Here is a 26,142-nt window from a genome sequence, read left to right as displayed (position 1 = left end):
GCGATGACCGCCAGGACGTTGTACGACAAGATCTGGGATCAGCATGTGGTGCGCCAGCAGGGTGAGGGCGCGGTGCTGCTGTATATTGACCGCCACATGGTGCACGAGGTGACCTCGCCGCAGGCGTTCGAGGGGCTCCGGCTGGCCGGACGCCAGCCGTGGCGCACGTCCTCCGTGCTGGCGACGGCGGACCACAACGTGCCGACGACGGCGCACAGCGGCCCGATCGAGGACCCGCTTTCGCGCACGCAGGTGGACACGCTGTCGCGGAACTCGAAGGAATACGGCATTCAGCTGTTCGGCATGGGCGATGCCCGCCAGGGCATCGTCCATGTGATTGGCCCGGAGCAGGGCGCGACCCTGCCGGGCATGACCATCGTCTGCGGCGACTCGCATACGGCGACGCACGGGGCCTTCGGCTCGCTGGCCTTCGGCATCGGCACGTCCGAGGTCGAGCACGTGCTCGCGACCCAGTGCCTGGTGCAGTACAAGGCGAAGAACATGCGGGTCCGGGTGGAGGGCGACCTCGGCCCGGGCGTGACCGCCAAGGATGTGATGCTGGCGATCATCGGCCATATCGGGACGGCGGGCGGTACCGGCCACACCATCGAGTTCGCCGGCTCGACCATCCGGCAGCTGTCGATGGAAGGCCGCATGACCATCTGCAACATGGCGATCGAGGCCGGCGCCCGCGCGGGTCTGATGGGGGTAGACGATCACACGATCGAATACATCGCCGGACGCCCGTTCGCGCCGAGCGGCGAACTCTGGGAACAGGCGGTCGCCGACTGGCGCGGTCTGGTCAGCGACGAGGATGCGGTATTCGATCGTGAAGTCGTGCTGGACGCCGCCGAGATCGAGCCGCAGGTCACCTGGGGCACTTCACCCGAGATGGTCGCCCCGATCGGTGCGCGCATCCCGGATCCGGCCGACGAACCGGATGCGGTCAAGGCGCAGGCCATGCAGCGGGCACTCGAATACCAGGGCCTGGAGCCCGGAATCCCGATGACCGATATCCGCCCGGACAAGATCTTCATCGGCTCCTGCACCAACGCCCGCATCGAGGACCTGCGGGCCGCGGCGCGCGTGGTCCAGGGGCAGCGGATCGCCGATTCGATCAAGCTGGCGATGGTCGTGCCCGGATCGGGCCTGGTGAAGCGCCAGGCCGAGAGCGAGGGCCTCGATGAGATCTTCAGGGCCGCGGGCTTCGAATGGCGCGAGCCCGGCTGCTCGATGTGTCTGGGCATGAACACCGACCGCCTGTCCCCGGGCGAGCGCTGCGCCTCGACCTCGAACCGCAATTTCGAAGGCCGCCAGGGGCAGGGCGGCCGCACGCATCTGATGAGCCCGGCCATGGCCGCAGGGGCGGCGGTCACCGGCCATCTGGTCGATGTCCGCACGATGGCGGACCGGAGGCACTGAAATGGAACCGTTTACCCGTTTTGAAGGACTGGTGGCGCCACTGGACCGCTCGAATGTCGACACCGACGCGATCATTCCCAAGCAGTTCCTGAAATCCGTGCAGCGCACGGGCTTCGGGCCGAATCTGTTCGATGACTGGCGCTACCTCGACTCCGGAGAGCCGGGGATGGATGCCTCCGAACGCCGGGAAAATACTGATTTCGTGCTCAATCAGCCGCGCTATCGTGGTGCCGGGATCCTGCTGGCGCGCGAGAACTTCGCCTGCGGCTCATCGCGCGAGCACGCGGTCTGGGCACTGACGGATTACGGATTCCGCGCGGTGATCGCGCCGAGCTTCGCCGATATCTTCTACAACAACAGCTTCAAGAACGGCTTGCTGCCGGTGCAGCTCGACGCCGATACGGTGGATCGGCTGTTCCACGAAACGGAGGCGAACGAAGGCTATCGCCTGATGGTGGACCTGCAGACGCAGGAGGTGATCACGCCTGATGGGACCACCTTCGGCTTCGAAATCGATCCCTTCCGGCGCGAGTGCCTGCTCGAGGGCATGGATGACATCGCACTGACGCTGCAGTATTCCGACGATATCCGGGCGTACGAGGAGCGACGCAAAGCGGAGGCGCCCTGGTTGTTCGCTGGATAACGATCGCGGCGGTGCCGTTACTGGATGCCCGTCCGGGTTTCTCGCAGAGAACGCGAAGGTTCGCGGAGGCGCGGAGAAAAACAAGAATTCGGAGAAAGGCGCGGTTGGCGACATTTATTGAGATTTTGCGAGGCGCGTCCTTCATCCAGGGCGTTATTCCCTGTCATTCTCTGCGCTCTTCGCGATCCTTGGCGCTCTCCGCGAGAAAACCGGACGTGCATGAACACCCGCAAACGGGGCGGGGTCAAGGATACAGGGTGTCGAAGCCGGCGCCCCCGATCAGAGGAAAACAATGACGCACAAGATCGCGGTATTGCCGGGTGACGGGGTCGGCACGGAGATCGTGGCCGAGGCCGAGAAACTGCTGGGGGCGCTGGCGGACCGTTTCGGGCTGGACGTCGAGATCGAGCGGGGCGAGATCGGCGGCGCCGCCGTGGATGCGACGGGGTCGCCGTTGCCGGAGGCCACGCTCGCGCTGTCGCGGGGCGCCGATGCCGTCCTGCTGGGTGCCGTCGGCGGGCCGAAGTGGGACAATGAAGCCCGCGAACGCCGCCCCGAAACCGGGCTTCTCGGTATACGTCGGGAGTTGGCGCTGTTCGCCAACCTGCGGCCGGCCATCCTGTATCCCGAACTCGCGGGGGCGTCGAGCCTGCGACCCGAACTGGTGGCCGGACTCGATATCATGATCGTGCGCGAACTGACCGGCGGCATCTACTTCGGCGAGCCGCGCGGCATCGAGACACTGGATTCCGGCGAGCGGCGGGGGTACAACACGCTTGAGTACCGCGAGAGCGAGGTGGAGCGTATCGCCCGCCGGGCGTTCGAGATCGCGGCCCGCCGGCAGGGGCGCGTATGTTCCGTCGACAAGGCCAATGTCCTCGAGGTTTCGCAACTCTGGCGTGAGACGGTCGAGCGGGTGCATTCGGAGTATTCCGGGATCGAGCTGTCACATATGTATGTCGACAATGCCGCGATGCAGCTGGTCAGGGACCCGCGGCAGTTCGATGTGGTTGTCACCGGCAACATGTTTGGCGATATCCTTTCGGATTGTGCCGCGATGCTGACCGGATCGATCGGCATGCTGCCGTCGGCCTCGCTGGATGAAAACGGCAAGGGCCTGTACGAGCCGGTGCACGGCAGCGCGCCGGATATCGCGGGGCAGGGCATAGTGAATCCGCTGGCGACACTGCTGTCCGTGGCGATGATGCTGCGCTACACGCTCGACGAGGCCGGGATGGCCGACCGCGTGGAACAGGCAGTGGCCAGCGTGATTGCCGCCGGTACCCGGACCGCCGATATCGCCGGCGGCGGGGCCGCGGTCTCGACCGCGGCGATGGGCGATGCCGTCGTGGCCGCACTCGATGCGTGACGGCCGCGGGCGCCCGGGCAACGTGGAGACCGGGCGGCAGGACCTAATTCATGTCGGGGATCAGCCCCGACCGACAAGGTATTGAGGACACGGTTTCATGGCGAAGACGTACAATGTAGCGGTCGTGGGTGCCACCGGTGCCGTCGGCGAAGTAATGCTGTCGATCCTGGCGGAACGCGATTTCCCGATCGGTGAAATCGTCGCCCTGGCGAGCAGCCGCTCCGCGGGCAAGGAAGTCGACTTCGGCCGCCGTAAGCTGACCGTCCAGGATCTGGACGAGTTCGATTTCTCGAACACGGATATCGCGCTTTTCTCCGCCGGCGGTTCGATCTCGGCCGAGCATGCCCCGCGCGCGGCGGCGGCCGGCTGCGTGGTGGTCGACAACACCTCGCATTTCCGCCGCGAGCCCGACATTCCGCTGATCGTGCCGGAAGTGAACCCGCAGGATGTGGCGAACTACCGCGATCGCGGGATCATCGCCAACCCGAACTGTTCGACCATCCAGATGGTGGTCGCGCTCAAGCCGCTGGACGATGCGGCGACGATCGAGCGGATCAACGTCGCCACGTACCAGGCCGTGTCGGGGACCGGCAAGGAGGCGATCGACGAACTGGCGCAGCAGACCGCGAGCCTGCTCAATGGTCGGCCGCCGGAAACGTCCGTCTACCCGAAACAGATCGCGTTCAATTGCCTGCCGCACATCGATACGTTCCAGGATAACGGCTACACGCGTGAGGAAATGAAGATGGTGTGGGAAACCCACCGTATCCTCGGGCGTGAGGACATCGGCGTGAATCCGACGACCGTTCGTGTTCCGGTGTTCTACGGCCACTCCGAGGCGGTGCACATCGAAACGCGTGAACCGCTTGGCGCCGCGGCCGCACGCGAGTTGCTGTCGGTCGCGCCCGGGGTTAAGGTTCTCGACGAGCAGGTGGACGGTGGTTACCCGACCGCGGTCACGGAGGGGGCCGGTAACGATCCCGTATTCGTCGGCCGTATCCGCGACGATATCTCGCATGACCGAGGGCTCGATCTCTGGGTGGTGTCGGATAATGTGCGCAAGGGAGCGGCTCTCAACAGCGTCCAGATTGCGGAACTTTTGATAAAAGAGTATATATAGCGGCCAGTTAAGATCACTTTGTTGAAGTGACTTCTTTAAAGTATATTCCAGAAAAACTTCCCAAGTATCCAGATACTCGGGCAAATTCAGCGGGCGCGGTCGACGGGGACCGCATCCCGCATCCAGCACATCAAGGGGCGACCACCGTGCGACGACTGGCCCTGGTACCGACCCTCATTGCCGCCTTGCTCCTGCCTGGCGGCGCCCATGCCCTGGGTCTCGGCGAGATCGAAATCCAATCCGCGCTCAATCAGCGGCTCGACGCCGAGATTCCGCTTCGGGGTGTGCCGAGTGGGCAGAGTGAGGGGATCGAGGTATCCCTCGCGTCCGAAGAGGCCTTCAGCAACGTCGGTCTCGACCGCCCCTACTCGCTGACCCGCCTGCAGTTCACCGTCAAACAGCGTGACGGTGGCGACCACTATGTCCACATCACCAGCCGCGAATCGATTGTCGAGCCCTTCCTGAGTTTCCTCGTCGAGGTCGATTGGGCGGGTGGGAATCTCCTGCGTGAGTACACCGTTCTGCTCGATCCCCCGGTCTTCACCAGTGAAGACGAGTCGGATCGTGCGGGTGGCGGAACCACCGACACGGCCCGGACGGCCGAGACCAGCGATGATGCCGGCGTTACCGGCGAGATCGAACGCGATGCCGAGTCCTCGGGCGCACAGGGCGATGCCCAGGAAGGCGAGGCGCGGAGCGCGTCCGGCTCGGGTCAGAGCAGCGCCGGCGGTGGCGAAGACAAGCCGGTATTCCTCGAAGTCGAGGAGCGTGAAGAGCGCGCCCGTGCGCAGGCGGACGCCGAGCGTGCCGCTGGAGCCGGCGCCTCGCCGAGTCGCTCGAGCGGCGCGCGAGAGCAGTATGGCCCGGTGGGCGACGGCGAGACGCTCTGGAGTATCGCGAGCCGTCTGAAGTCGGGCGATATGACCGTCCAGCAGATGATGATCGCGCTGCTGCGCTACAACCCGGATGCCTTCCGCGGCGAGAACGTCAACCGGCTCAAGAAGGGCTATGTCCTGCGCGTGCCGAATGCCGACCGTGTGCTCGAGGTTTCGGCGCAGCGGGCACTGGCACGGGTACGTGAACAGAACGGCGTGTGGCGGGAACTGCAGGAAGGCACACGTTCGCGGACGGCTGTGGCCGCATCCGACCAGGGTTCGGGTGACGCGGGTGCCGCCGCGCAGACTTCGACCGGCGCGGATGACGGCGAACTCTCCATCGTCGGGGCCGACGATGGCGGCGCGAGCAGCGACGAAGCCGCGTCCGCGACCGGCAGCAGTTCGCAGGATGAGAGCGAGAAACTCCAGCTGGCGCGTGAAGAACTGGAATCGACACGGCTCGAAAAGGAAGAACTCGAATCCAGGGTAGACCAGCTCGAGCAGACCGTTTCCAAAATGGAAAAACTGCTCGAGGTGCGTGATGAGCGCCTGAGCGCGCTGCAGGAAGAACTGCGCAAACTCGAGGGTCGCCAGGACGCGGACGAAGGTTCAGAGACAGCCGCCGAGGACGAAAGCGGGGCAGACGTCGCCAGTGCCGATGACACGGACGCGGGTGCGAGCGACGATGATCAGGCCAGCGCCGATGGGGAGTCGGTGGCCGCGAGCGGGGACGACGACGAAACGGTAGCCGCCGCGGACGTCGATAGCGGCGAAGACGCGGGAGCCGGCACGACCACGACCGACGGCGGGTCCGGCGACGGTGACACCACCGGGGCGGGCGACGGCGAGACCGCCTCCGATCAGATGGCATCTGCCGACACCGCCGAGACCGCCGAGACCGCCGAGACCGCCGACGCTGCCGAGGCCGGTGAGGCCGGTGAGGCCGGTGAGGCCGGTGAGGCGGACGCCGCCGAAACGACGGCGAGCGCAGGGGACGAAGCCGACGAGAACTACATCCCCGAAGACAAGCGGGTCACCGACGCGGATCGCGGCTTGCAAACCACGCGCACGCAGGAACCGGAGGAGACCTGGCTCGATCAGGTGAATGCCGTGATCGCCGCGGTGACGGGCATCTTTGCGGGCGGCGGCGGGCTTCTCGGTGGTCCGATGGGTCTGGGTCTGGCCGCCGCGGTCGTATTGCTCGGCGGTGGATTGATCCTCATGCGTCGGCGGCGCGAGCCAGCGGAATCGGATGATCTGGAGGGCTTCGATCCGGACGACACGAACAGCGGCCTTGCGCCATTCGACCCGGATTCCTCGGGACGCTTCGACGGCGCGGCTGCAGAGGGCGATATCGACGCCGAGGACACGGGCACAAGCTCGCCGAGTGCCGAAGAAGCACAGTCGGCGCTGATGGAGGAGGAGTTCGACGTCGCTTCTCTGGATGAGGAAGAGCCGTCGGATCGCGCCGCGAGCACCCCGCTCGATGAGCCGTCGAGTGGGGCTGACGACGAGGAAGCGGAGAAGGACGACACGGTCGCGGAGGCCGACGTGTACCTCGCTTATGGACTGCATCAGCAGTCCGAGGACCTGCTGCGGCTGGCCCTGCGGGAGCACCCCGGGAACGCGATGTACCACGAGAAGCTGCTCGAGACGCTGTATGCGAGTGGCAAGACCGAGGAATTCATCGAAGAGGCCGGGACGTTCCGCGGGATGGTCGATGGTCCGGACAGCCGCCTCTGGCAGCGTGTTCTGACCATGGGCCGCGAGTTGGCACCGCAACACGAGCTGTTCGCCGAGGGTGATACGGAGTTTACGGCGGCGGATGTGCAGCCGACGCGGCCGGCGGGTACCGATCTCGAGCTGGATGACAGCGACGGGGAGATCGACTTCGGGTTCGATGATGAGCCGGAATCGGCTGCCGCGAGTGGCTCCGGCTCGGCGGACGAGGAGGACGACGACGAGTTCAGCAGCACGATGATGCTGGATTCCGCAGACTTTGAGGCGGTTGAAGGTGACGGCGGGCTGGTTGGGCCCGGTGACGATCAGACCAGGGCGTCTGATAGCGGTACCGCCGGGGCCACCGCTGCCGCTGAGGGCGACGCGGACGAGGATCTCGAGTTCGACCTCGGGGACCTTGATGGCCTGACCGCGGACGAGAGTGCGCCGGCACCGGCGTCCGCGGAGCCGACTACGGCCGCTGGCGATTCGGACGAGATCGATTTCGACCTGGAGGACGCCCCGGCGACGGAGTCCGGCGATCGTGAGGGGTCGGAAGGCGCTGCCGATGAGCGTGAGGGGTCGGAAGGCGCTGCCGATGAGGGTGCACTCGATTTCGACCTCGATTTCGAGGAGCCGGAGAGCCCGAAGGAAGGGTTGGCGGAAATCGACGAAGGCGATTCCGGGGAAGTCGAGGCACCGGCGAGTGCTGACAGCGGCGACGGCGGCCTGGATTTTGATTTCGATCTCGAGGAAACGTCTGCGGATTCGAACACGTCGGCGACGGCCGAGGACCGTTCGACGCCGGCGGAACCGGCCGGCAGCGCCGACGATGAACCGCTCGAAATCGGTGATCTCGAGATCGGCGATCTCGATTCGCTGGATACGGAGTCCGAAACGGACGCGGGGGCTGGTGACGTCGAGTCGCCGCACGAGCCACAGACCGCCGCGGGCGGCGATGACGGTGAGGCGGACGCGGGCGAATTCGATCTGTCGGATCTTCAGACCGACAGCGAAGAACCGACCGCGGGAGACACGCCCGCCGGACCCGGGGCCGGTGGCGCCGGGGCCGGGGATGATGCGACCGGGGACGATGACGCGTTTGACCTGAGTGATCTCGATAGCGTGGGTGGCGCGGACGACGACGGCGCGTTCAACCTCGACGATCTCGGCGCGGCGGAACCGGATTCGACGGAAACGGATGCGGCCGAGGCCGCGCCGGCCCAGGGGCCCGAGGTCGATGAGTCCGCCGATGCCGCAGGCGGAGCGGCCACCGCCGATAGCGGGGTCGAGGCCGAGGACGAGGAGTTCGACACCATGCTCGATCTCGCACGGGCCTATATCGATATGGGCGACCCCGAGAGCGCCACGAATGCGCTGGAGGAGGTCGCGGCCTCGGGCAATGAGCAACAGCGCAGCGAGGCCCAGAGCCTCCTCGAAAGCATCCGCTGAGGTGTGGAATCACGCCACCTGAGCGGGTTCCCGTCGAACGCGGACCGTGGTCGTGGCCACGGTTTCCGGCGGGCGGGCCCCATCGCCCATAACGCGCGCTGATGCGTATTGCCTGTGTCGTCGAGTATGACGGCTCCGGCTTCCGTGGCTGGCAGTCACAGCGGCGGGGGCGGACCGTGCAGGGGGCGCTGGAGGGGGCCCTTTCCAGCGTTGCCGACGAGCCCGTCACGGTCGTCTGCGCCGGGCGCACGGACGCCGGTGTGCACGCGACGGGTCAGGTCGTTCATTTCGATACCGCCGCCGATCGGCCCGATCGGGCATGGCTGATGGGCACCAACAGCAACCTGCCGGGTGATGTCGCGGTACGCTTCGTGCTGCCGGTCGCCCGGCAGTTCCACGCTCGCCATGCCGCGATCGGTCGCCACTATCGCTATCTGATCTCCGCGGGTCCGGACCGACCGGCGCTCTGGCGTGACCGCGCCGGGTGGAATCATGCCGCACTCGACGCCGCGGCTATGCAGCGCGGCGCGGACTATCTACTGGGCGAGCGTGATTTCAGCGCATTCCGTTCCGCGGACTGTCAGTCGCGTACACCGATGCGGCGCATCGACGACATCACCGTCACCGCAGCGCCGGGCTGGGTGCGGATCGACGTGACCGGCAATGCATTCCTGCACAACATGGTGCGGATCATCGTCGGCACGCTCCTCGCGGTTGGACGCGGTGAGCGGGCCCCCGAATGGGTCGGCGAGGTCCTGGCCGAAGGTGATCGACGCCGCGCCGGGGTGACCGCCAAAGCCGAAGGGTTGTATTTCCTCGGACCGCAATACCCGGAAGGCTTCGGACTGCCTGTGCCAAGGGTCACGGAGGCCTTTCCGCCGGTCGGCTGACGGCTTCGCCGTGTTAAACTGAGACTCTGCGATTACGCCGTAAATCCGCACCCGGGTCGCGAACGAAATCATGGCGCACACGCGCATCAAGATCTGTGGGATAACGCGACCCGACGATGCCGCGGCCGCGGCCGAGGCCGGGGCGGATGCGATCGGGCTGGTGTTTTATCCGCCCAGCCCGCGTGCGGTCGATATCGACACGGCCCGCGCCGTGGTCGCGGCGCTGCCGCCGTTCGTAACGGCAACCGGGCTGTTTCTGGACGCCGATCGCGAGCGTATAGAGTCTGTTCTGGCGTCGGTTCCGCTTGGGCTTCTGCAGTTCCATGGTCATGAGGATGCGGTGTTCTGCCGCCTTTTTGCTCGGCCGTACATCAAGGCGGTCGGCATGGCGGATGGGGCCGATCCGGCGGATCTGGCGCGTGCGTGGCCGGATGCCGCCGGGCTGCTGGCCGACAGCCATCGCCCCGGTGAGGCGGGCGGGACCGGCAAGACGTTCGCCTGGGATCGGTTGGCTGGCAACCGCGACTATCGCCTGATCCTGGCCGGCGGTCTCGATCCCGACAATGTATGCAGCGCCGTGCGCGCCGTCCGCCCCGATGCGGTCGACGCCAGCAGCGGTGTTGAACAATCCCCCGGCCGCAAGGACGCGGCCCGAATCCAGCGTTTCATCGAGGAGGTTCGCCGTGGCGACCGCAACGAAACCTGAGTACGGGCTCCTGCCCGACGAGCGCGGGCACTTTGGCCCTTATGGCGGCACATTCGTCGCCGAAACCCTGATGGCACCGCTTGCCGAACTGCGCGCGGCCTATGACCATCTGCGTTCGGACCCCGAGTTCCAGCGGGAACTGGACTGGACGCTGAAGCATTTCGTGGGCCGGCCGAGCCCGCTGTATTACGCCGAACGCTGGTCGCAGCAACTGGGTGGGGCGAAGGTCTACCTCAAGCGCGAGGACCTGGATCACACCGGCGCGCACAAAATCAACAACACGGTCGGGCAGGCGCTGGTCGCCAAGTACATGGGCAAAAAGCGCGTGATCGCCGAGACCGGCGCGGGGCAGCACGGCGTCGCCTCCGCCACGGTCGCCGCGCGCCTTGGCATGGAGTGCGTGGTGTACATGGGCGCCGAGGACGTCGAGCGGCAGAAGACCAACGTCTTCCGGATGAAGCTGCTGGGGGCCGAGGTCGTGCCGGTGACCTCCGGGTCAAAGACCCTCAAGGATGCGCTGAACGAAGCGATGCGTGACTGGGTCGCCAATGTCGACAGTACGTATTACATCATCGGTACGGTGGCCGGCCCGCACCCGTATCCCTCGATGGTTCGTGACTTCCACCGCGTGATCGGCAACGAAACGCGCGAGCAGATGCAGGAACAGGAGGGCAAACTGCCTGATGCCCTCGTGGCCTGCGTTGGCGGTGGATCGAACGCCATCGGCCTGTTCCACCCGTTTCTCTGCGACAGCGACGTGCGCATGTACGGTGTCGAGGCCGGAGGCGAAGGGCTTGCAACCGGCCATCACGGGGCGCCCCTCGCGGGCGGCCGTCCGGGCGTGCTGCACGGCAACCGGACGTACCTGATGAGCGACGAGAGCGGACAGATCACGGCCACGCACTCGATCTCGGCGGGGCTGGATTATCCGGGGGTCGGGCCCGAGCACGCGTGGCTGAAGGATATGGGCCGGGTCGATTACGTCACGATCGATGACGATGAGGCGCTGTCCGCGTTCCATGAACTGACCCGGATCGAGGGCATTATGCCGGCACTCGAAACGGCGCATGCCGTGGCGTATACGAAGAAACTCGCACCCACCATGCGTTCCGACCAGACGATCGTGATCAACCTCTCCGGCCGGGGTGACAAGGACATGGCGACGGTGGCCAAATTCAGCGGGGAGACAATGGAATGAGCCGCATCGAGGCGCGCTTCAATGAACTTCGCGGTAGTGGCCGCAAGGCGCTGATTCCGTATATCACCGCGGGTGACCCGGATCCGGGGCAGACCGTCGGCCTGCTGCACGCGCTGGTCGAGGCGGGCGCCGATGTGCTCGAACTCGGAGTGCCGTTCTCGGATCCGCAGGCCGACGGCCCGGTGATCCAGGATGCCTGTCAGCGCGCGCTTGAGCACCACGTCCGGCTGCGTGACGTCCTCGACATGGTCGCGGAGTTCCGGACCATCGACGGCACGACCCCGGTCGTGCTGATGGGGTATCGGAACCCGATCGAGGCCATGGGCGTGGAAGCGTTCGCCACCCGGGCCGCCGAGGTCGGGGTCGATGGTGTGCTCGTGGTCGACGAACCGCCCGAGGAGGGTGGCGATCTCATTGAAGCGCTGCGGGAACGCGACCTCGATCCGATTTTCCTGGTCGCACCCACGACCGCGGACGATCGCATGGAGCGTATCTGCACGACCGCGCGCGGATTCGTCTACTACGTATCCCTCAAGGGCGTGACCGGCGCGGCGGCGATGCCTGTCGAAGAGGTGGAGGCGAAGGTGGCCGCGATCCGCGGGCATACCGGCCTGCCGGTCGGCGTGGGATTCGGCATCCGCGATGCGGAATCGGCGGCGAAGCTGGGTGCGTTTGCCGACGCCGTCGTGGTCGGTTCGGCGATCGTGTCGCGAATCGCGGACAACCGGCACGACCCGGAGGCCATGCGCGCGTCGGTCGGTGAGCTGGTCGGTTCCATGCGTGCGGCACTGGACCGGGTTGCATGATCGGGTGGTGTAGTACGATGGCGGCATCGAGACGGTCGACGAATTCCTGCAGGGAGATTGAGCGATGAGCTGGTTTGGACGTCTGATGCCGTCGCGCATCCGCACCGAGACGCGCAACAAGGGCAACGTGCCCGAAGGGTTGTGGGTCAAGTGCGGCGAGTGCGCGGCCGTACTGTATCGCGCCGAGCTCGAGCGGAATCTCGATGTCTGTCCCAAGTGCGCGCATCACCGGCGTATTGATGCCCGCACTCGACTCGACCAGTTCCTCGACAAGGACCCGAGGCGGGAAATCGGCGCGGGCGTGGAGCCGGTCGATATCCTGCGCTTCCGGGACAGCAAGAAGTACAAGGACCGGCTGTCCCAGGCGCAGCGGTCGACCGGCGAAAAGGACGCACTCGTCGTCATGGAAGGCTGCGTGGACGAGCTCCCGGTGGTCGCCTGCGCCTTCGAATTCGGCTTCATGGGCGGTTCGATGGGCTCGGTGGTCGGCGAGAAGTTCGTGCGGGCCGTCGACACGGCGATCGAGAACGAAGCGCCGCTGATCTGTTTTTCCGCGAGCGGCGGCGCGCGCATGCAGGAGGCGCTGTTCTCGCTGTTCCAGATGTCGAAGACCAGCGCCGCGCTCGCGCGCCTGTCCCGCCACCAGTTGCCCTATGTCTCGGTGCTGACCGATCCGACCATGGGCGGCGTGTCGGCCAGTCTCGCTATGCTGGGTGATCTGCATGTGGCCGAACCCGGTGCGCTGATCGGCTTCGCCGGACCCCGCGTGATCGAGCAGACCGTGCGGGAGAAACTGCCCGAGGGCTTCCAGCGCGCGGAGTTCCTGGTCGATCACGGCGCGGTGGATCTGATCGTCGACCGTCGCGAGATGCGCAGCCGTCTCGGCGGCGTGCTCGCGATGCTGACCGGTCGCCCGCCGAAACCCGCGGATCCCGCGCTCGAGATGCTCGAAGAGCCCGCCTGACCGCCGATCGCATGCGCTTTGATTGCCTGGCGGGCTGGCTCGAGTGGATCGAGGGCCTGCATCCCGTAGCGATCGATCCGGGGCTCGATCGTACGGCCCGTGTCACCCGTGCCATGGGCCTGGACCGCCCCGGGGTACCGGTGATCACGGTGGCCGGCACCAATGGCAAAGGTTCGGTTTGCGCCCTGCTCGAGTCGATCCTCGCCGCGGATGGGTATCGCGTCGGTTTGTACACCTCCCCACACCTTGTCCGCTTCAATGAACGTATCCGGGTCGGTGGTGTCGAGGCCGGGGACGACGTCCTCTGCGAGGCCTTCGACGCCGTCGATCGCGCCCGCGCCGAAACCAGCCTGACGTACTTCGAGTTCGCCACCCTCGCTGCGCTCGCGCACTTCCGTGCGCAGGCCGCCGATATCCTCGTGCTCGAGGTCGGGCTGGGTGGACGTCTCGATGCGACCAATATCATCGACGCCGATGTATCGGTGGTCGCCTCGATTGCCCGGGACCACATGGAATGGCTCGGTTCGGATATCGACGGCATTGCCCGCGAGAAGGCCGGGATCGCGCGCCCGGGGCGCCCGCTCGTGTGTGGCATGCGCGAGCCGCCCGCCGGCCTCCATGCACGGGCCGGGGAGATCGGCGCCGAGCTGTGCTGCCGGGGCGCGGGATTCGATGCCTGGCCCGAGGGGGACCCGAGCTGCTGGACATGGCAGGGCTTCGGCCAGACCCGGCCGATGCTGCCGGCGCCCGCTTTGACCGGTGGCTATCAGCGTGACAACGCCGCGCTCGCCCTGGCGGCACTCGCCGCGATCGACCGGTTGCCGGCGACGACCGTGATCGCGGATGGCGTGCGCTCCGCGACGGTTCGGGGCCGATTCGAGTGCCACGACGTAAACGGTGTGGAAGTTGTCCTCGATGTCGCCCACAATCCCGCCGCCGCCAAGACGCTCGCGGCGGCGCTGGACGAGCGGCCTCGCCGGGGGCGGACACTGGCGGTACTTGGCATGTACCGCGACAAGGAGATCGGCGAGGTCATTGCCGCGCTGGGGCCGCGCGTGGATCGCTGGTACCCGGTGGGGCTGCCGCTGCCGCGTGGGTTGCCAGGTGACGAACTGGCCGGCTTGCTGCATGGTGAGAACGCACAGACCGCTACCACGGCCATCGACCCGATCGCGGGGTACCGCGCGGCGCTGGCCGAGGCCGAGCCCGACGACCGGATCGTCGTTCTCGGTTCGTTCGCCACTGTGGCGCCGGTGAGCGGGCTTTTCCTATAATCGTCGCCCCACCGCGAACGGTGGCGGTGGCACGCGCAGGGACATTTTTCTCTTGGATTCAGGCCTGAAACAGCGACTGGTCGGTGCCGTAGTCCTGGTGGCGCTGGCCGTGATCTTCCTCCCGATGCTGCTCGACGGTTCCGGCGCCCGCGAGCGCCTGAACGAGGACATCGCCATCCCGGAGCAGCCCGAAGCCCCGGAATCCCGATTGCAGCAGAACGGATCCGGGTCGCAGAGCGGTGCCGGCGATGATGTCGATGCCACGACGGCAACCCTCGCGACCGATGATTTCAGCGGCGCGGCGGACAGCGGCGCGGATGCCGGGGAGCAAGTGGATACCGAGCCCGAGCGCGAGACGGAGCCGCAGGCGGGCGCCGACGCGCCGGCCCCGGAGGAGGAGTCCGGCAGTGACCAGGGCTCGACCGCTGCCGATGCCGCGGATAACGCGGACGCCGACCCGGCGCCGTCTTCGGGTTGGGTCGTCCAGGTCGGGAGTTTCCAGCGCGAGACCAACGCCATCGTGTTGCGCGATCGGCTCCGCGAGGACGGTTTCGATGCCAACGTCGAGCAGGTCACGGGCGATAATGGCACACTGTGGCGGGTCTGGCTCGGCCCGGTTGGCGAGCGCGAGGCCGGTGAAGCACTGGAGAGACGAATCGAGGACCATCGGGGCAGCGACGCGCTCCTGATGGAATATTCCGAGTAGCCGGGGCGTCCGCGCCTGTCGGCCAGCGGTGCTGGGCCCGTTTCATGACCATACTGGACTGGATCATCGTCGGAATCCTCGTGATCTCCGCCGGGATCAGCATCATCCGCGGTTTCGTCAAGGAAGCGATCTCGCTGGCGACGTGGGTGCTCGCCTTCTGGGTTGCGCTCGCCTTCGCCGCGAAGCTGGCGCTCCTGATGCCGGAATCGCTCGAGAGCCCGACGCTGCGCTGGGGCGCGGCGGCGGTGGCGTTGTTCATGGCGACCCTGCTGGTCGGGGGGCTGGCGAATTTCCTCATCTCCACGCTGGTCGAAAAGACCGGGCTGTCCGGTACCGACCGGGCGCTCGGGGTCGTTTTCGGCGCGCTCCGCGGTGTGGCCATCGTTGCGCTGCTGGTCCTCGTGGCGGGCGATACCGCACTGCGGGAAGAAAACTGGTGGGTGGAATCGCGTCTGCGGCCCTCTTTCGACGCCGTTGCAGGGTGGATGCGGGCCCATTATCCCGCGGACATGGCTGAATCCTTGCTTTCGCAACAGTGAGTCCATAGATTCCCGCTTTCCGCGTTGCCTGTCGCGGAGACTGACGGGAAAAGTTTTTCATTGCAGGTTGTGTGTCGTCCCACGGGGATTGGCCCGGTCGGCGACGCCAGGGGGTTGACGCAATGTGCGGGATCATCGGAATCGTCGGTCGCGGTCCGGTCAATCAGTCGCTCTACGACGGACTGACGCTGCAACAGCACCGGGGCCAGGATGCCGCCGGCATCATGACCTGCCACGAGGGCAAGCTGTTCATGCGCAAGAGCGTCGGGCTCGTTCGCGACGTCTTCCATACGCGGCACATGATGCGCCTGCAGGGCGATATGGGAATCGGCCACTGCCGCTATCCCACGGCCGGCACCCAGTCCTCGGCCGAGGCCCAGCCGTTCTACGTGAATTCACCGTACGGCATCGCCATGGCCCATAACGGCAACCTCACGAACGCCGGTGAACTCAAACGCCAGCTGTTCGAAGCCGATCTGCGCCACATCAATACCTCCTCGGACACGGAAGTCCTGCTCAACGTCTTCGCCCATGAACTGCAGAACCGCGTGACCTCGACCCGGCTCGAGGCCGACGATGTCTTCGCCGCCGTCTCGCGCGTCCACGAACGGACCCGGGGCGGATATGCGGTGATCACGATGATCGCCGGCCGCGGTATCCTTGCGTTCCGCGACCCCTGGGGCATCCGCCCGGTGGTGCTCGGGCGCCGCGATACGATCATGGGGCCCGAGTACATGATCGCCTCGGAGAGCGTCGCGCTGGATGCAATGGGCTTCGAACTCGAACGGGACCTGCGTGCCGGGGAGGCGGTCTACATCGAGTCCGACGGTACCGTCCACAGCCGGGTCTGCGCCGAGAACACCGTCCAGGCCCCATGCCTGTTCGAATATGTCTACTTCGCGCGCCCCGATTCGATCATCGACGACGTGTCCGTCTACAAGTCGCGCCTGCGCATGGGCGAGCATCTGGCGGACAAGATCCAGCGCGAGTGGGCGGAACATGACATCGACGTCATCATCCCGATCCCCGACACCAGCCGCACGGCCGCGCTGGAGATGGCCAACCGGCTCAACGTGAAATACCGTGAGGGGTTCATCAAGAACCGCTATATCGGCCGCACCTTCATCATGCCCGGCCAGCAACAGCGCCGGAAATCGGTGCGGCAGAAACTGAACGCGATCGAGCTGGAGTTCCGGGGCAAGAACGTGCTGCTGGTCGACGACTCGATCGTGCGCGGCACCACCTCGCACGAGATTATCCAGATGGCACGCGATGCCGGCGCCAAGCGCGTCTACATGGCCTCGGCGGCCCCGCCCGTGCGGTACCCCAACGTCTACGGCATCGACATGCCGGCCGCCGACGAGCTGATCGGCCACGAGCGCACCGAGGAAGAGATCGGCACCGAGATCGGGGCGGACTGGATCATCTACCAGTCGATCGAGGACCTGATCGAGGCCGTGCGCGCCGGCAACACCTCGCTCACGCAATTCGAGGGCTGCTGCTTCACCGGCGAGTACCTCACCGGCGACGTCAATCCCCAGTACCTCCGCCAGCTCGAACTCCTCCGCGGCGAAGGCGCCCGCTCCGACGCCGCCGACGGCGAAGAACTCGAGGACGTAGGGATCGGCTAGGCAGGCCGCCGGGGCTGGCCATGGAAGAACCACGAATGAACACGAATGGACACGAATGGGTCCCGGGGCAGCCACACGCTTGAGGAGCTTCGCTGACGCCTTGTTGCCACCCGGTGCGGGAAAGGCGGAACCACGGATGAACACAGATAGACACGGATAAAGACAAAAATGATCGCCGTCCGGGCGACTCGACCATCGGAGCGATCACCCCGCCGTACCCGCTTCCACAGACCCGGTTTTATCTGTGTTCATATGTGTTTATCTGTGGTTCTTCAGTATCCGGTTGAAGCGCCCGAGGTCCAACAGCGAAGCTCCAGAAGCCGCTCGAAGCCCCAGGACCTATTCGTGTCCATTCGTGTTCATTCGTGGTTCTTATCCGGCCAGTTCATTCGCGGTTCTTTTCAGCCCCGATCCGAGGCCCGCACGCTCGGGAACGATGGGCGATGCGGGGTTCGATGGAGGCGCTCGGTGTGGGATAATCCGGCGGATGCCCCGGGCGTGGTCCGGGACCGGACGTTGATGGAGGTTTGCGCGTGGATCAGGATCGCAAAAAGGCGCTGAACGCAGCGCTCGGCCAGATCGAGAAGCAGTTCGGCAAGGGCGCCGTCATGCGCATGGGCGACGACTCCGCCGTGCGCAACGTATCCGTGGTCTCCACGGGCTCCCTGTCGCTGGATGTGGCGCTGGGAGTCGGCGGGCTGCCCCGCGGGCGGGTCGTGGAAATCTATGGCCCGGAATCTTCCGGTAAGACCACCATGATGCTCCAGGTCATCGCCGAGTGTCAGAAGGACGGCGGCACCTGTGCCTTCATCGACGCCGAGCACGCACTCGATCCGACCTACGCGGAGAAGCTCGGGGTCGACGTCGATGAGCTGCTGGTCTCGCAGCCCGACACGGGCGATCAGGCACTCGAGATCGCCGACATGCTCGTGCGTTCCGGCGCGATCGACATGGTCGTGGTCGACTCGGTCGCCGCGCTGACGCCGAAGGCGGAGATCGAGGGCGAGATGGGGGATTCCCATGTCGGCCTGCACGCCCGCCTGATGTCGCAGGCCCTGCGCAAGCTGACCGCCAATATCCAGCGCTCGGGCACGATGGTCTGCTTCATCAACCAGATCCGGATGAAGATCGGCGTCATGTTTGGCAGCCCGGAGACCACCACCGGCGGCAATGCGCTCAAGTTCTACAGCTCCGTGCGCCTCGATATCCGCCGGATCGGCTCGATCAAGAAGGGCGAAGAGGTGATCGGCAACGAGACCCGGGTGAAGGTCGTCAAGAACAAGATGGCGCCCCCGTTCCGCCAGGCCGAGTTCGAGATCCTCTATGGCGAGGGGGTATCCGTCGAGGGCGAACTGATCGACCTCGGGGTGAAGAACTCGATCGTCGACAAATCGGGTGCCTGGTACAGCTACAATGGTACGCGCATCGGGCAGGGCAAGGAGAATGTCCGCAACTATCTGAAAGAGCACCCGGACACAGCGCAGGAGATCGAGCAGAAACTGCGCGAACTGCTCCTGACCAAGCCGGCGAAGCCCGGTAAAGAAGCCGAGGAGACAGAAGCTGCCGGATCCGGAGAGGGATAACGAGCGCGATCCCGAGCTGCATGAGGCGGCCATTCGACTGCTTGCGCGGCGCGAGCACGCGGCCGGCGAGCTGGCGCTGAAACTCGAACAGCGCGGTTACGGGCGCGCCGCGATCGACGCCGAGATCGAGCGGCTCGCCGCCGAGGGGCTGCAGAGCGACGAGCGGTTCGCGAACCTGTTCGTCGAGCAGCGGGTGGCCCGCGGTGACGGGCCGCTCAAACTCCGCTCGGCGCTGGGGGAGCGAGGGGTCGATCGTCAGATCATCGACGCTGCGCTGCTGCCTTTCGAGGAGGAGTGGACCTCGCTCGCGCGTGAGGCGCTGGAGCGGCGCTTTGGCGTTTCCGCCCCGGCGACCCGAGCTGAACTGTCAAAACGGATGCGTTTCCTGCAGGGACGCGGCTTCCCCGCCGGTATCGTCCGGCGGGTTACCGATTACGACAACGCGGATGAGTGACGATTCCGCGACGGGGGCATGAACGTGGCAGATGCCGAGATCCGTGACGACGGGAACTGGATGGGCAGCGCCGAACTGCGGCGACGGTTCCATGAGTACTTTGAACAGCGTGGTCATCGCATCGTGCCGTCCGCATCGCTCGTGCCCGCGAACGACCCGACACTGCTGTTCACCAACGCCGGTATGGTGCAGTTCAAGGACGTATTCCTCGGCAAGGAGGAACGCGACTACAAGCGGGCGGTCACCAGCCAGCGCTGCGTGCGCGCCGGCGGCAAGCACAACGATCTCGAGAATGTCGGCTACACCGCGCGGCATCACACCTTCTTTGAAATGCTCGGCAACTTCAGTTTCGGCGACTATTTCAAGAAGGAAGCGATCGAATATGCCTGGGGGCTGCTGACCAAAGAGTTCGGATTGCCCCCCGAGCGTCTGTGGGTGACGGTCTACGTCGACGACGATGAAGCCGCCGATCTGTGGCTGAACCATATCGGGATTCCGGAAGAGCGCTTTGCCCGGATTTCGGGGAGTGACAACTTCTGGCAGATGGGCGATACCGGCCCCTGCGGCCCGTGCAGCGAGATCTTCTACGACCACGGCCCCGGCATTGAGGGCGGTCCCCCGGGCACGCCGGAAGAGGACGGGGATCGTTACGTCGAGATCTGGAACCTCGTCTTCATGCAGTACGACCGGGACGCGGACGGGACGATGAACCCGTTGCCCGCGCCCTGTGTCGATACCGGCATGGGTTTGGAGAGGATCGCCGCGGTCATGCAGGGCGTGCATGACAACTACGAGATCGATCTGTTCCGGCGTCTGCTGGATGCGGTCGCCGATCTGGCCCAGACGGGGGAGCGCGACAACGCCTCGCTGCGGGTGATCGCCGATCATATCCGGTCCTGCGCGTTCCTGATCGTCGATGGCGTTCTGCCGTCGAACGAGGGGCGCGGCTACGTGCTGCGCCGGATCATCCGCCGGGCCGCGCGCCACGGTTACCAGCTGGGGCTGCGCGAGCCGTTCTTTCATCGCCTTGTGGAACCGTTGATCCACGAGATGGGCGACGCGTTCCCCGAACTGGTCGAGAAGCGGGAACTGGTCGAGCGGATGCTGCTCAAGGAAGAGCGTCGTTTCCAGGAAACGCTCTCGCAGGGCATGAAACTGCTCGACGATGCCATGTCCGGCCTGACGCCGCGTGCAGATTATCGCGAGACCCCGCCGGACGAAGACGACGAAAACACGCCCCTGGATCCGGCCTCCACCATACCCGGGGACGTCGCGTTCGGTCTGTACGACACCTATGGTTTCCCCTGGGATCTGACCGCCGATATCGCACGCGAGCACGGTTTGCGGGTCGACCGCGACGGCTTCAACCGCTGCATGGAAGAACAGCAGCGTCGCTCCCGCGCGGCGAGTCGTTTTGGCGCGGATCTGTCGTCGGATGTCCAGGTCAACATGGACAGCACGTTCAGTGGTTACGAGCGCGACGCGGACGAAGGGCGGGTCATCGCACTCTACCGCGACAACGAGGCAGTCGAGGCGCTGGAGGCCGGCGAGGCCGGCATGGTGTTCCTGGACAACACGCCTTTCTATGCCGAGGCGGGTGGGCAGGTCGGTGATCGCGGCCGGCTTACTGCAGGCGATACGGTGTTCGAAGTGGAGGACACCCGCAGGAAAGGGCAGGCCAGTGCCCACATCGGCCGTGTACTTGCCGGTCGAGTCGCCATTGGTACGCCCGTGCAGGCCGGCATCGACGCCGACCGGCGCAATGATACGCGGCGCAATCACTCGGCGACCCATCTGCTGCACGCAGCGCTGCGCCACGTGCTTGGTACGCATGTTCAGCAGAAGGGCTCGCTGGTCCATCCCGATTATCTGCGCTTCGATTTCTCGCACTTCGAGCCGGTTACGCGTGCCCAGCTCGCCGAGATCGAGCGTTTCGTCAACGCCGAGATTCGCCGCAACAGCCCGGCCGAGGTGCGCGAGATGCGCATGGAAGATGCGGTCGCCGAGGGCGCGATGGCGCTTTTCGGGGAAAAATACGGCGACCAGGTGCGGGTCCTGCGGATCGGGCCGGAGTCCCTGGAACTGTGTGGCGGCACCCACGTCGATCGGACCGGGGACATCGGGCTGTGCCGGATTCTCTCCGAGACCGGCGTGGCCGCCGGCGTACGCCGGATCGAGGCGGTCACCGGGGCGAAGGCGATCGAATCGCTGCAGTCCCAGGACGAGCGCCTGCGCCGCATCGCGGAGACCGTCAATGCCGGCCTCGATGAAGTCGAGCAGCGGGTCGAGCAGGTCGCGGACCGCAGCCGCCGGCTGGAAAAGGAACTGGAACAGGCCAAGGCGCGGCTGGCCAGTCAGGCGGGCGGCGATCTTGCGGCCCAGGCGGTCGAGATCGATGGCCTGCACGTGCTGGCGGCCCGACTCGATGACGCCGATTCCAAAACCCTTCGAGACACCGTGGATGGGCTGAAGGGGCGGCTGGGCGCCGCAGCCGTCGTACTCGGCACGGTGGCGAACGGCAAGGTCCAGCTGGTCGCCGGTGTCACCAACGGCGAGACCGGCCGCATCCGCGCCGGTGATCTCGTGAACCACGTCGCCGGCTTCGTCGGTGGCAAGGGCGGCGGCCGTCCGGATATGGCACAGGCCGGGGGGAATGACCCCGCCGGACTGGACGACGGTCTGGCCGATGTCGCCCGCTGGGTCCGGGAACAACTGGGCTGACCGTCGCCGTTGCCTCGAAAACCATCTATCCTCGATAGCCCAGAAACCGCTGAAACGGGAGTTCGCGCCGCGGTATGAGCCTGTATGTAAAGAAATTTGGCGGTACGTCCGTCGGCACCATCGAACGGATCGAGCATGTAGCCGACCTGGTGAAGGCGTCGCGTGACCAGGGGGATGATGTGGTCGTGGTCGTCTCCGCCATGAGCGGTGAGACGAATCGCCTGATCGATCTCGCGAAACAGGTGATGCCGAAGCCGACGCCGCGTGAACTCGATGTGCTGATGTCGACCGGGGAACAGGTCACGATTGCCCTGCTCGCGATGGCCCTGGAGAAACGCGGCTGTCCGGCCCGCTCGTATACGGGCGGGCAGGTGGCGGTGCAGACCGACGAGACGCACAACAAGGCGCGGATCAAGAACGTGGGCCGCGAACGCATCGATTCCGACCTCGCGGCCGGGCGCGTGGTGGTCGTGGCCGGATTCCAGGGCGTCGATGCCGCCGGCAATATCACCACGCTCGGGCGTGGCGGTTCGGATACCTCGGCGGTCGCCCTGGCGGCCGCCCTCAAGGCCGACGAGTGCCAGATCTTCACGGATGTCGACGGCATCTATACGACCGACCCGCGGATCGAACCCCGGGCTCGCCGTCTCGATCGGATCACGTTCGAGGAGATGCTCGAGCTCGCGAGTCTCGGCGCGAAGGTGCTGCAGATCCGCTCGGTCGAATTCGCCGGCAAGTACAATGTGCCGCTGCGCGTCCTCTCCAGCTTCCAGGAGAACGCCGGCACCCTGATTACCTATGAGGAGCCCGAAATGGAAGACGCCGTCATTTCCGGCATCGCCTTCAACCGTGACGAGGCGCAGATTCGCGTCGCGGGCGCGCCGGACCAGCCGGGTATCGCCCGCCGGATCATCGGCGCGGTCTCCGATGCCAATATCGAAGTGGACATGATCCTGCAGAACGTGGCCTCGGATGGCGGCACCGCCAACTTCACGTTCACGGTGCACCGGAACGACTACCAGCAGGCACTGGAGCTGGTCCGGGGCATCACCGAGGAAATCGGGGCGGAACGGGTCGACGGGGACGAGAGTATCGTCAAGATCTCGCTCGTGGGCGTGGGGATGCGCTCCCATGCCGGTATCGCGACCCGGATGTTCGAGGCGCTGGGGAATGAAGGGATCAATATCCACATGATCTCGACGTCGGAGATCAAGATCTCGGTCGTGGTTGACGAGAAGTACCTGGAGCTTGGGGTGCGGGCGCTGCATGCCGCTTTCGGGCTGGACGCTCCGCCGAAGGCCGTGGGAGAATTGAATTAGCCACTGGTGGGCTACCTGGCGCCAGAGAACAACAATCAGTCCCCCGTGAAGAGGGGGCGGCGCGGGCAACGGAATGGGGGCCGATTGGGAGGTCGGGTCCCTGCCGATTCGAGGTGAAGACTGACAGGAGTATGAAATCATGCTGATCCTTACGCGCCGCGTAGGCGAGACCCTTATGGTCGGGGACGAAGTGTCCGTGACCGTGCTGGGGGTCAAGGGAAACCAGGTCCGACTGGGAGTGAATGCCCCGAAAGATGTGGCCGTACATCGCGAAGAGATTTACGAGCGCATCAAGAACGAGCAGGATCCCGTACCCGGAGAATGATCCCAGGGGCCACCCGGTTGCCCGAGGGCCCCTATAGTCTGTAAGCTCCCGATCCGCTCAGCGGATCGCGAGCGGATAGAACGGAGAGATGGCCGAGTGGTCGAAGGCGCTCCCCTGCTAAGGGAGTAAGGGGTTGATAGCCCCTTCGAGGGTTCGAATCCCTCTCTCTCCGCCATGCATAAAAAAAGCCCCGCAATCGCGGGGCTTTTTTTATGCATGGCGGAGAGAGAGGTGGGCCGAACCCTCCCGGTTCGACAAATCGGCAGGAAAGCCGATTTGGACGCCGACCAACGGGAGGCGCCCCGAAGGGGTGGCGGCCATGGAAGGCCGCCATCAATCCCTCGCCACACCGATCCCTCCGTGACCCACGGCCCAGAACTCCGCTGTCGCCTTTCCCCGTACTCCCCGGATTCCGTTCCACTCCATCCGGGCTACGTCGGCAGATACTGCCGGCCCCGACCCCTATATGGACCGCCTTTCCCGGTTTCTTCTCCCAATCGCAAAATCCGATCAATAACGCCATCACATTCGTTTGTCCGATCTACCTCACACGCCTAACCTGCGAACAGTCCCGCAAAGGGACGAGCCCGCACATCCGGGGCCGCGACGCGCCGGACACCCCACGAATCGGGAGGAATCAACCGTGATCGTCGACTGCGATTGCCACAACTACTGGAGTTCGGCGGAAGTACTGCTGCCGTACCTCGACGAGTACCACCGCGACTATTTCACGCGCGGCGAGCAGCCGGGCCCACGCGGTTCGTTCCCGAATGCGAACCGGCCGTGGCTGCATCCGGAAGGGTTCAAGCGGATGGACATCAATCCGGAAACCCAGGACGAGCAGTACCGGATCATGAAAGAGAAGCATCTCGATGCGTACAACATCGACTACGCCATCATGACCGGTGACGAGGCGATGGAAGCGTCCACGATCGCGAACCCGTTTTATGCCCATGCGCTCGTCAAGGCGTACAACGACTGGCTTATCGATGAGTGGCTGTCCCGTGACAGCCGGCTCAAGGGCTCGATCATGATCGCCCCGCAGGCCCCGGACCTCGCGGCGCAGGAAATCCGTCGGCTGGGCCACCGCAGCGACATGGTGCAGGTGCTCGCCTCGCACGGTACGGAGCGCCCCTACGGCAATCCGTTCTACCACCCGATCTTCGAGGCCTGTGCCGAGGTTGGCCTGCCGTTCGCGATCCATCTCGGCGGGCAGGGCGGCATCAACACCAACCCGATCGCGGCCGGCCCTACACGCTACTTCTGGGAGACGCACGCGTTGCTCGGCCAGTCGGCGCAGACGCATGTCGCCAGCATGATCGCCGAGGGCGTGTTCGAGAAGTGGCCGGAGCTGTACTTCATCGTGATCGAGTGTGGCGTGGCCTGGGCGGCGCCGATCCTGTGGCGGCTCGACGCCGACTACAAGGCACTGCGCAAGGAAACGCCGTGGCTGAAGATGCTCCCGAGCGAGTACTTCCGCCGCAACATCCGCTTCACGACCCAGCCGCTGGAACAGCCGGAGACCGGTGTCGAGCACCTGTGGAGCATCCTCGATGCGATGTACGGCCGCGAGACGCTGATGTTCGCGTCCGACTACCCGCACTGGGATTACGACGATGTGCAGAAGCTGCACATCCCGCCGGAGTGGCGGGGCGACGTTCTGGGCAACAACGCCATGCAGGTGTATCGGCGCCTTCAGAACGCCGGCGTCAACACGACGGCCGCCGTGGAAACCGCCTGAGACCGCGGGGAGATCGATGATGAATGGACAGGGTATTCACGCCTGCAAGGCGAGCGATGTCGCACCCGGGCAGCAGAAGATTGTCCGGATCAACAACATGCCGATCGGCATCTTCGAGATCGGCGACGGCGAGTACCACGCGATGCTGAACATCTGCCCGCACCGCGGCGGGCAGCTCTGTGAAGGACCGCAGTGCGGGACCGCCGTGAACGGCGGCGATTTCGGTATCGAGTACGGGCGTCGCAACGAACTGGTCCGCTGTGCGTGGCACGGCTGGGAGTTCGATATCCGTACGGGCGAGGCGTTGGCCGATCCGAAGATGAAGGCGAAGACTTTCGAGGTCTCCGTCCACGGGAACGACCTCTACGTCCACATGTGATCCGTTCCGGCGGATCTCGTCGATGACGGGGGGGGCGGTTTTGTTGCGGAGCGGAGGCGGTGCCGTGATTGAGTCCCACGGCACCATCAAGCGATCGCGAGCAAGCTCGCTCCTACACCGCCAGACGGGCCCTGGTGGCGTGCCGGAGGAGTTGTAGGAGCGAGCTTGCTCGCGATTCAATCGGCCCGGGTGCGCAACGATGATCGCCGTTTGGCGCATAGCCGCCGACGGTTTGCGGTTACGAAGATCCGGGAACCATGACGGAGGGTACCGTTGCGCCGGCACCCTCCGCGAGGTTCACTTCGA

The 26,142-nt window shown here is 65.6% G+C and carries 21 protein-coding genes and 1 tRNA gene; all 22 read left to right on the top strand.

Features of this window, described 5'->3' with window-relative positions; translation table 11 throughout:
• Positions 1 to 3 precede the first annotated feature (3 nt).
• Complete coding sequence (leuC, locus tag A0W70_RS14700; protein WP_070989926.1) at positions 4 to 1,422, top strand: 3-isopropylmalate dehydratase large subunit; 1,419 nt, start codon at positions 4 to 6, stop codon at positions 1,420 to 1,422.
• 1 nt (position 1,423) lies between these two features.
• Complete coding sequence (gene leuD, locus A0W70_RS14695; RefSeq protein WP_070989794.1) at positions 1,424 to 2,065, top strand: 3-isopropylmalate dehydratase small subunit; 642 nt, start codon at positions 1,424 to 1,426, stop codon at positions 2,063 to 2,065.
• A 292-nt stretch (positions 2,066 to 2,357) separates the two neighbouring features.
• Positions 2,358 to 3,434: a 3-isopropylmalate dehydrogenase gene (gene leuB, locus A0W70_RS14690; RefSeq protein ID WP_070989792.1), complete on the top strand. Its 1,077-nt coding sequence runs from the start codon at positions 2,358 to 2,360 to the stop codon at positions 3,432 to 3,434.
• 97 nt (positions 3,435 to 3,531) lie between these two features.
• A complete protein-coding gene (locus A0W70_RS14685; RefSeq protein WP_070989790.1) occupies positions 3,532 to 4,554 on the top strand; it encodes an aspartate-semialdehyde dehydrogenase in 1,023 nt (340 codons plus the stop codon).
• A 146-nt stretch (positions 4,555 to 4,700) separates the two neighbouring features.
• Positions 4,701 to 8,600, top strand: a complete 3,900-nt coding sequence (locus A0W70_RS14680) for a FimV/HubP family polar landmark protein (protein ID WP_070989788.1) — start codon at positions 4,701 to 4,703, stop codon at positions 8,598 to 8,600.
• 101 nt (positions 8,601 to 8,701) lie between these two features.
• Positions 8,702 to 9,490, top strand: coding sequence for a tRNA pseudouridine(38-40) synthase TruA (truA, locus tag A0W70_RS14675; protein ID WP_070989785.1), 789 nt, complete (start codon positions 8,702 to 8,704; stop codon positions 9,488 to 9,490).
• A 70-nt stretch (positions 9,491 to 9,560) separates the two neighbouring features.
• Entirely contained in the window at positions 9,561 to 10,196 is a 636-nt protein-coding gene (locus tag A0W70_RS14670; protein ID WP_070989782.1) for a phosphoribosylanthranilate isomerase, read from the top strand.
• Positions 10,174 to 11,394 carry a tryptophan synthase subunit beta gene (trpB, locus tag A0W70_RS14665; RefSeq protein WP_070989780.1) on the top strand — a complete coding sequence of 407 codons (1,221 nt, stop codon included), beginning with the start codon at positions 10,174 to 10,176 and terminating at the stop codon, positions 11,392 to 11,394. Before A0W70_RS14670 ends, trpB begins: the two co-directional genes overlap by 23 nt.
• On the top strand, positions 11,391 to 12,200 hold the full coding sequence (trpA, locus tag A0W70_RS14660; RefSeq protein WP_070989778.1) for a tryptophan synthase subunit alpha: 810 nt from the start codon (positions 11,391 to 11,393) through the stop codon (positions 12,198 to 12,200). The genes trpB and trpA overlap by 4 nt, the downstream gene beginning before the upstream one ends.
• A 64-nt stretch (positions 12,201 to 12,264) precedes the next feature.
• Complete coding sequence (gene accD / locus A0W70_RS14655) at positions 12,265 to 13,164, top strand: acetyl-CoA carboxylase, carboxyltransferase subunit beta (RefSeq protein ID WP_070989776.1); 900 nt, start codon at positions 12,265 to 12,267, stop codon at positions 13,162 to 13,164.
• An 11-nt stretch (positions 13,165 to 13,175) separates the two neighbouring features.
• Complete coding sequence (folC, locus tag A0W70_RS14650; protein ID WP_070989774.1) at positions 13,176 to 14,438, top strand: bifunctional tetrahydrofolate synthase/dihydrofolate synthase; 1,263 nt, start codon at positions 13,176 to 13,178, stop codon at positions 14,436 to 14,438.
• Between the two features lie 52 nt (positions 14,439 to 14,490).
• Positions 14,491 to 15,144, top strand: coding sequence for an SPOR domain-containing protein (locus A0W70_RS14645; protein WP_070989772.1), 654 nt, complete (start codon positions 14,491 to 14,493; stop codon positions 15,142 to 15,144).
• Positions 15,145 to 15,188: 44 nt separating this feature from the next.
• Entirely contained in the window at positions 15,189 to 15,683 is a 495-nt protein-coding gene (locus A0W70_RS14640; protein WP_070989770.1) for a CvpA family protein, read from the top strand.
• Positions 15,684 to 15,805: 122 nt separating this feature from the next.
• Positions 15,806 to 17,314 (top strand): amidophosphoribosyltransferase, encoded by a 1,509-nt coding sequence (gene purF, locus A0W70_RS14635; protein WP_070989768.1) that lies wholly within the window; start codon positions 15,806 to 15,808, stop codon positions 17,312 to 17,314.
• Positions 17,315 to 17,847: 533 nt separating this feature from the next.
• Positions 17,848 to 18,897, top strand: coding sequence for a recombinase RecA (gene recA / locus A0W70_RS14630; RefSeq protein ID WP_070989766.1), 1,050 nt, complete (start codon positions 17,848 to 17,850; stop codon positions 18,895 to 18,897).
• A complete protein-coding gene (locus A0W70_RS14625; protein ID WP_083331046.1) occupies positions 18,875 to 19,351 on the top strand; it encodes a RecX family transcriptional regulator in 477 nt (158 codons plus the stop codon). The genes recA and A0W70_RS14625 overlap by 23 nt, the downstream gene beginning before the upstream one ends.
• Positions 19,352 to 19,411: 60 nt before the next feature.
• Complete coding sequence (alaS, locus tag A0W70_RS14620; RefSeq protein WP_070989924.1) at positions 19,412 to 22,072, top strand: alanine--tRNA ligase; 2,661 nt, start codon at positions 19,412 to 19,414, stop codon at positions 22,070 to 22,072.
• A 74-nt stretch (positions 22,073 to 22,146) separates the two neighbouring features.
• Positions 22,147 to 23,391: an aspartate kinase gene (locus A0W70_RS14615; RefSeq protein WP_070989762.1), complete on the top strand. Its 1,245-nt coding sequence runs from the start codon at positions 22,147 to 22,149 to the stop codon at positions 23,389 to 23,391.
• A gap of 139 nt (positions 23,392 to 23,530) precedes the next feature.
• Positions 23,531 to 23,716, top strand: coding sequence for a carbon storage regulator CsrA (gene csrA, locus A0W70_RS14610; protein WP_070989760.1), 186 nt, complete (start codon positions 23,531 to 23,533; stop codon positions 23,714 to 23,716).
• Positions 23,717 to 23,798: 82 nt separating this feature from the next.
• Positions 23,799 to 23,891 (top strand) — tRNA-Ser (locus A0W70_RS14605).
• Between the two features lie 468 nt (positions 23,892 to 24,359).
• Positions 24,360 to 25,457, top strand: coding sequence for an amidohydrolase family protein (locus A0W70_RS14600; RefSeq protein ID WP_070989758.1), 1,098 nt, complete (start codon positions 24,360 to 24,362; stop codon positions 25,455 to 25,457).
• Positions 25,458 to 25,476: 19 nt separating this feature from the next.
• Positions 25,477 to 25,836 (top strand): Rieske (2Fe-2S) protein, encoded by a 360-nt coding sequence (locus tag A0W70_RS14595; RefSeq protein ID WP_217495452.1) that lies wholly within the window; start codon positions 25,477 to 25,479, stop codon positions 25,834 to 25,836.
• Positions 25,837 to 26,142 lie beyond the last annotated feature (306 nt).

The sequence above is a fragment of the Halofilum ochraceum genome, assembly GCF_001614315.2.
Taxonomy (GTDB): domain Bacteria; phylum Pseudomonadota; class Gammaproteobacteria; order XJ16; family Halofilaceae; genus Halofilum; species Halofilum ochraceum.
The sequence above is the reverse complement of the archived record's forward strand: the minus strand, read 5'-3'. Positions and strand labels throughout refer to the sequence as shown.

What these genes read in the sequence shown, in the direction of transcription:
- A0W70_RS14615 (WP_070989762.1), top strand. Translation starts at nt 22,147, where the DNA reads ATGAGCCTGTATGTAAAGAAATTTGGCGGTACGTCCGTCGGCACCATC.
- A0W70_RS14640 (WP_070989770.1), top strand. Translation starts at nt 15,189, where the DNA reads ATGACCATACTGGACTGGATCATCGTCGGAATCCTCGTGATCTCCGCC.
- truA (WP_070989785.1), top strand. Translation starts at nt 8,702, where the DNA reads ATGCGTATTGCCTGTGTCGTCGAGTATGACGGCTCCGGCTTCCGTGGC.
- A0W70_RS14670 (WP_070989782.1), top strand. Translation starts at nt 9,561, where the DNA reads ATGGCGCACACGCGCATCAAGATCTGTGGGATAACGCGACCCGACGAT.
- leuC (WP_070989926.1), top strand. Translation starts at nt 4, where the DNA reads ATGACCGCCAGGACGTTGTACGACAAGATCTGGGATCAGCATGTGGTG.
- leuB (WP_070989792.1), top strand. Translation starts at nt 2,358, where the DNA reads ATGACGCACAAGATCGCGGTATTGCCGGGTGACGGGGTCGGCACGGAG.
- leuD (WP_070989794.1), top strand. Translation starts at nt 1,424, where the DNA reads ATGGAACCGTTTACCCGTTTTGAAGGACTGGTGGCGCCACTGGACCGC.
- trpA (WP_070989778.1), top strand. Translation starts at nt 11,391, where the DNA reads ATGAGCCGCATCGAGGCGCGCTTCAATGAACTTCGCGGTAGTGGCCGC.
- alaS (WP_070989924.1), top strand. Translation starts at nt 19,412, where the DNA reads ATGGGCAGCGCCGAACTGCGGCGACGGTTCCATGAGTACTTTGAACAG.
- purF (WP_070989768.1), top strand. Translation starts at nt 15,806, where the DNA reads ATGTGCGGGATCATCGGAATCGTCGGTCGCGGTCCGGTCAATCAGTCG.
- csrA (WP_070989760.1), top strand. Translation starts at nt 23,531, where the DNA reads ATGCTGATCCTTACGCGCCGCGTAGGCGAGACCCTTATGGTCGGGGAC.
- folC (WP_070989774.1), top strand. Translation starts at nt 13,176, where the DNA reads ATGCGCTTTGATTGCCTGGCGGGCTGGCTCGAGTGGATCGAGGGCCTG.
- accD (WP_070989776.1), top strand. Translation starts at nt 12,265, where the DNA reads ATGAGCTGGTTTGGACGTCTGATGCCGTCGCGCATCCGCACCGAGACG.
- A0W70_RS14595 (WP_217495452.1), top strand. Translation starts at nt 25,477, where the DNA reads ATGAATGGACAGGGTATTCACGCCTGCAAGGCGAGCGATGTCGCACCC.
- A0W70_RS14685 (WP_070989790.1), top strand. Translation starts at nt 3,532, where the DNA reads ATGGCGAAGACGTACAATGTAGCGGTCGTGGGTGCCACCGGTGCCGTC.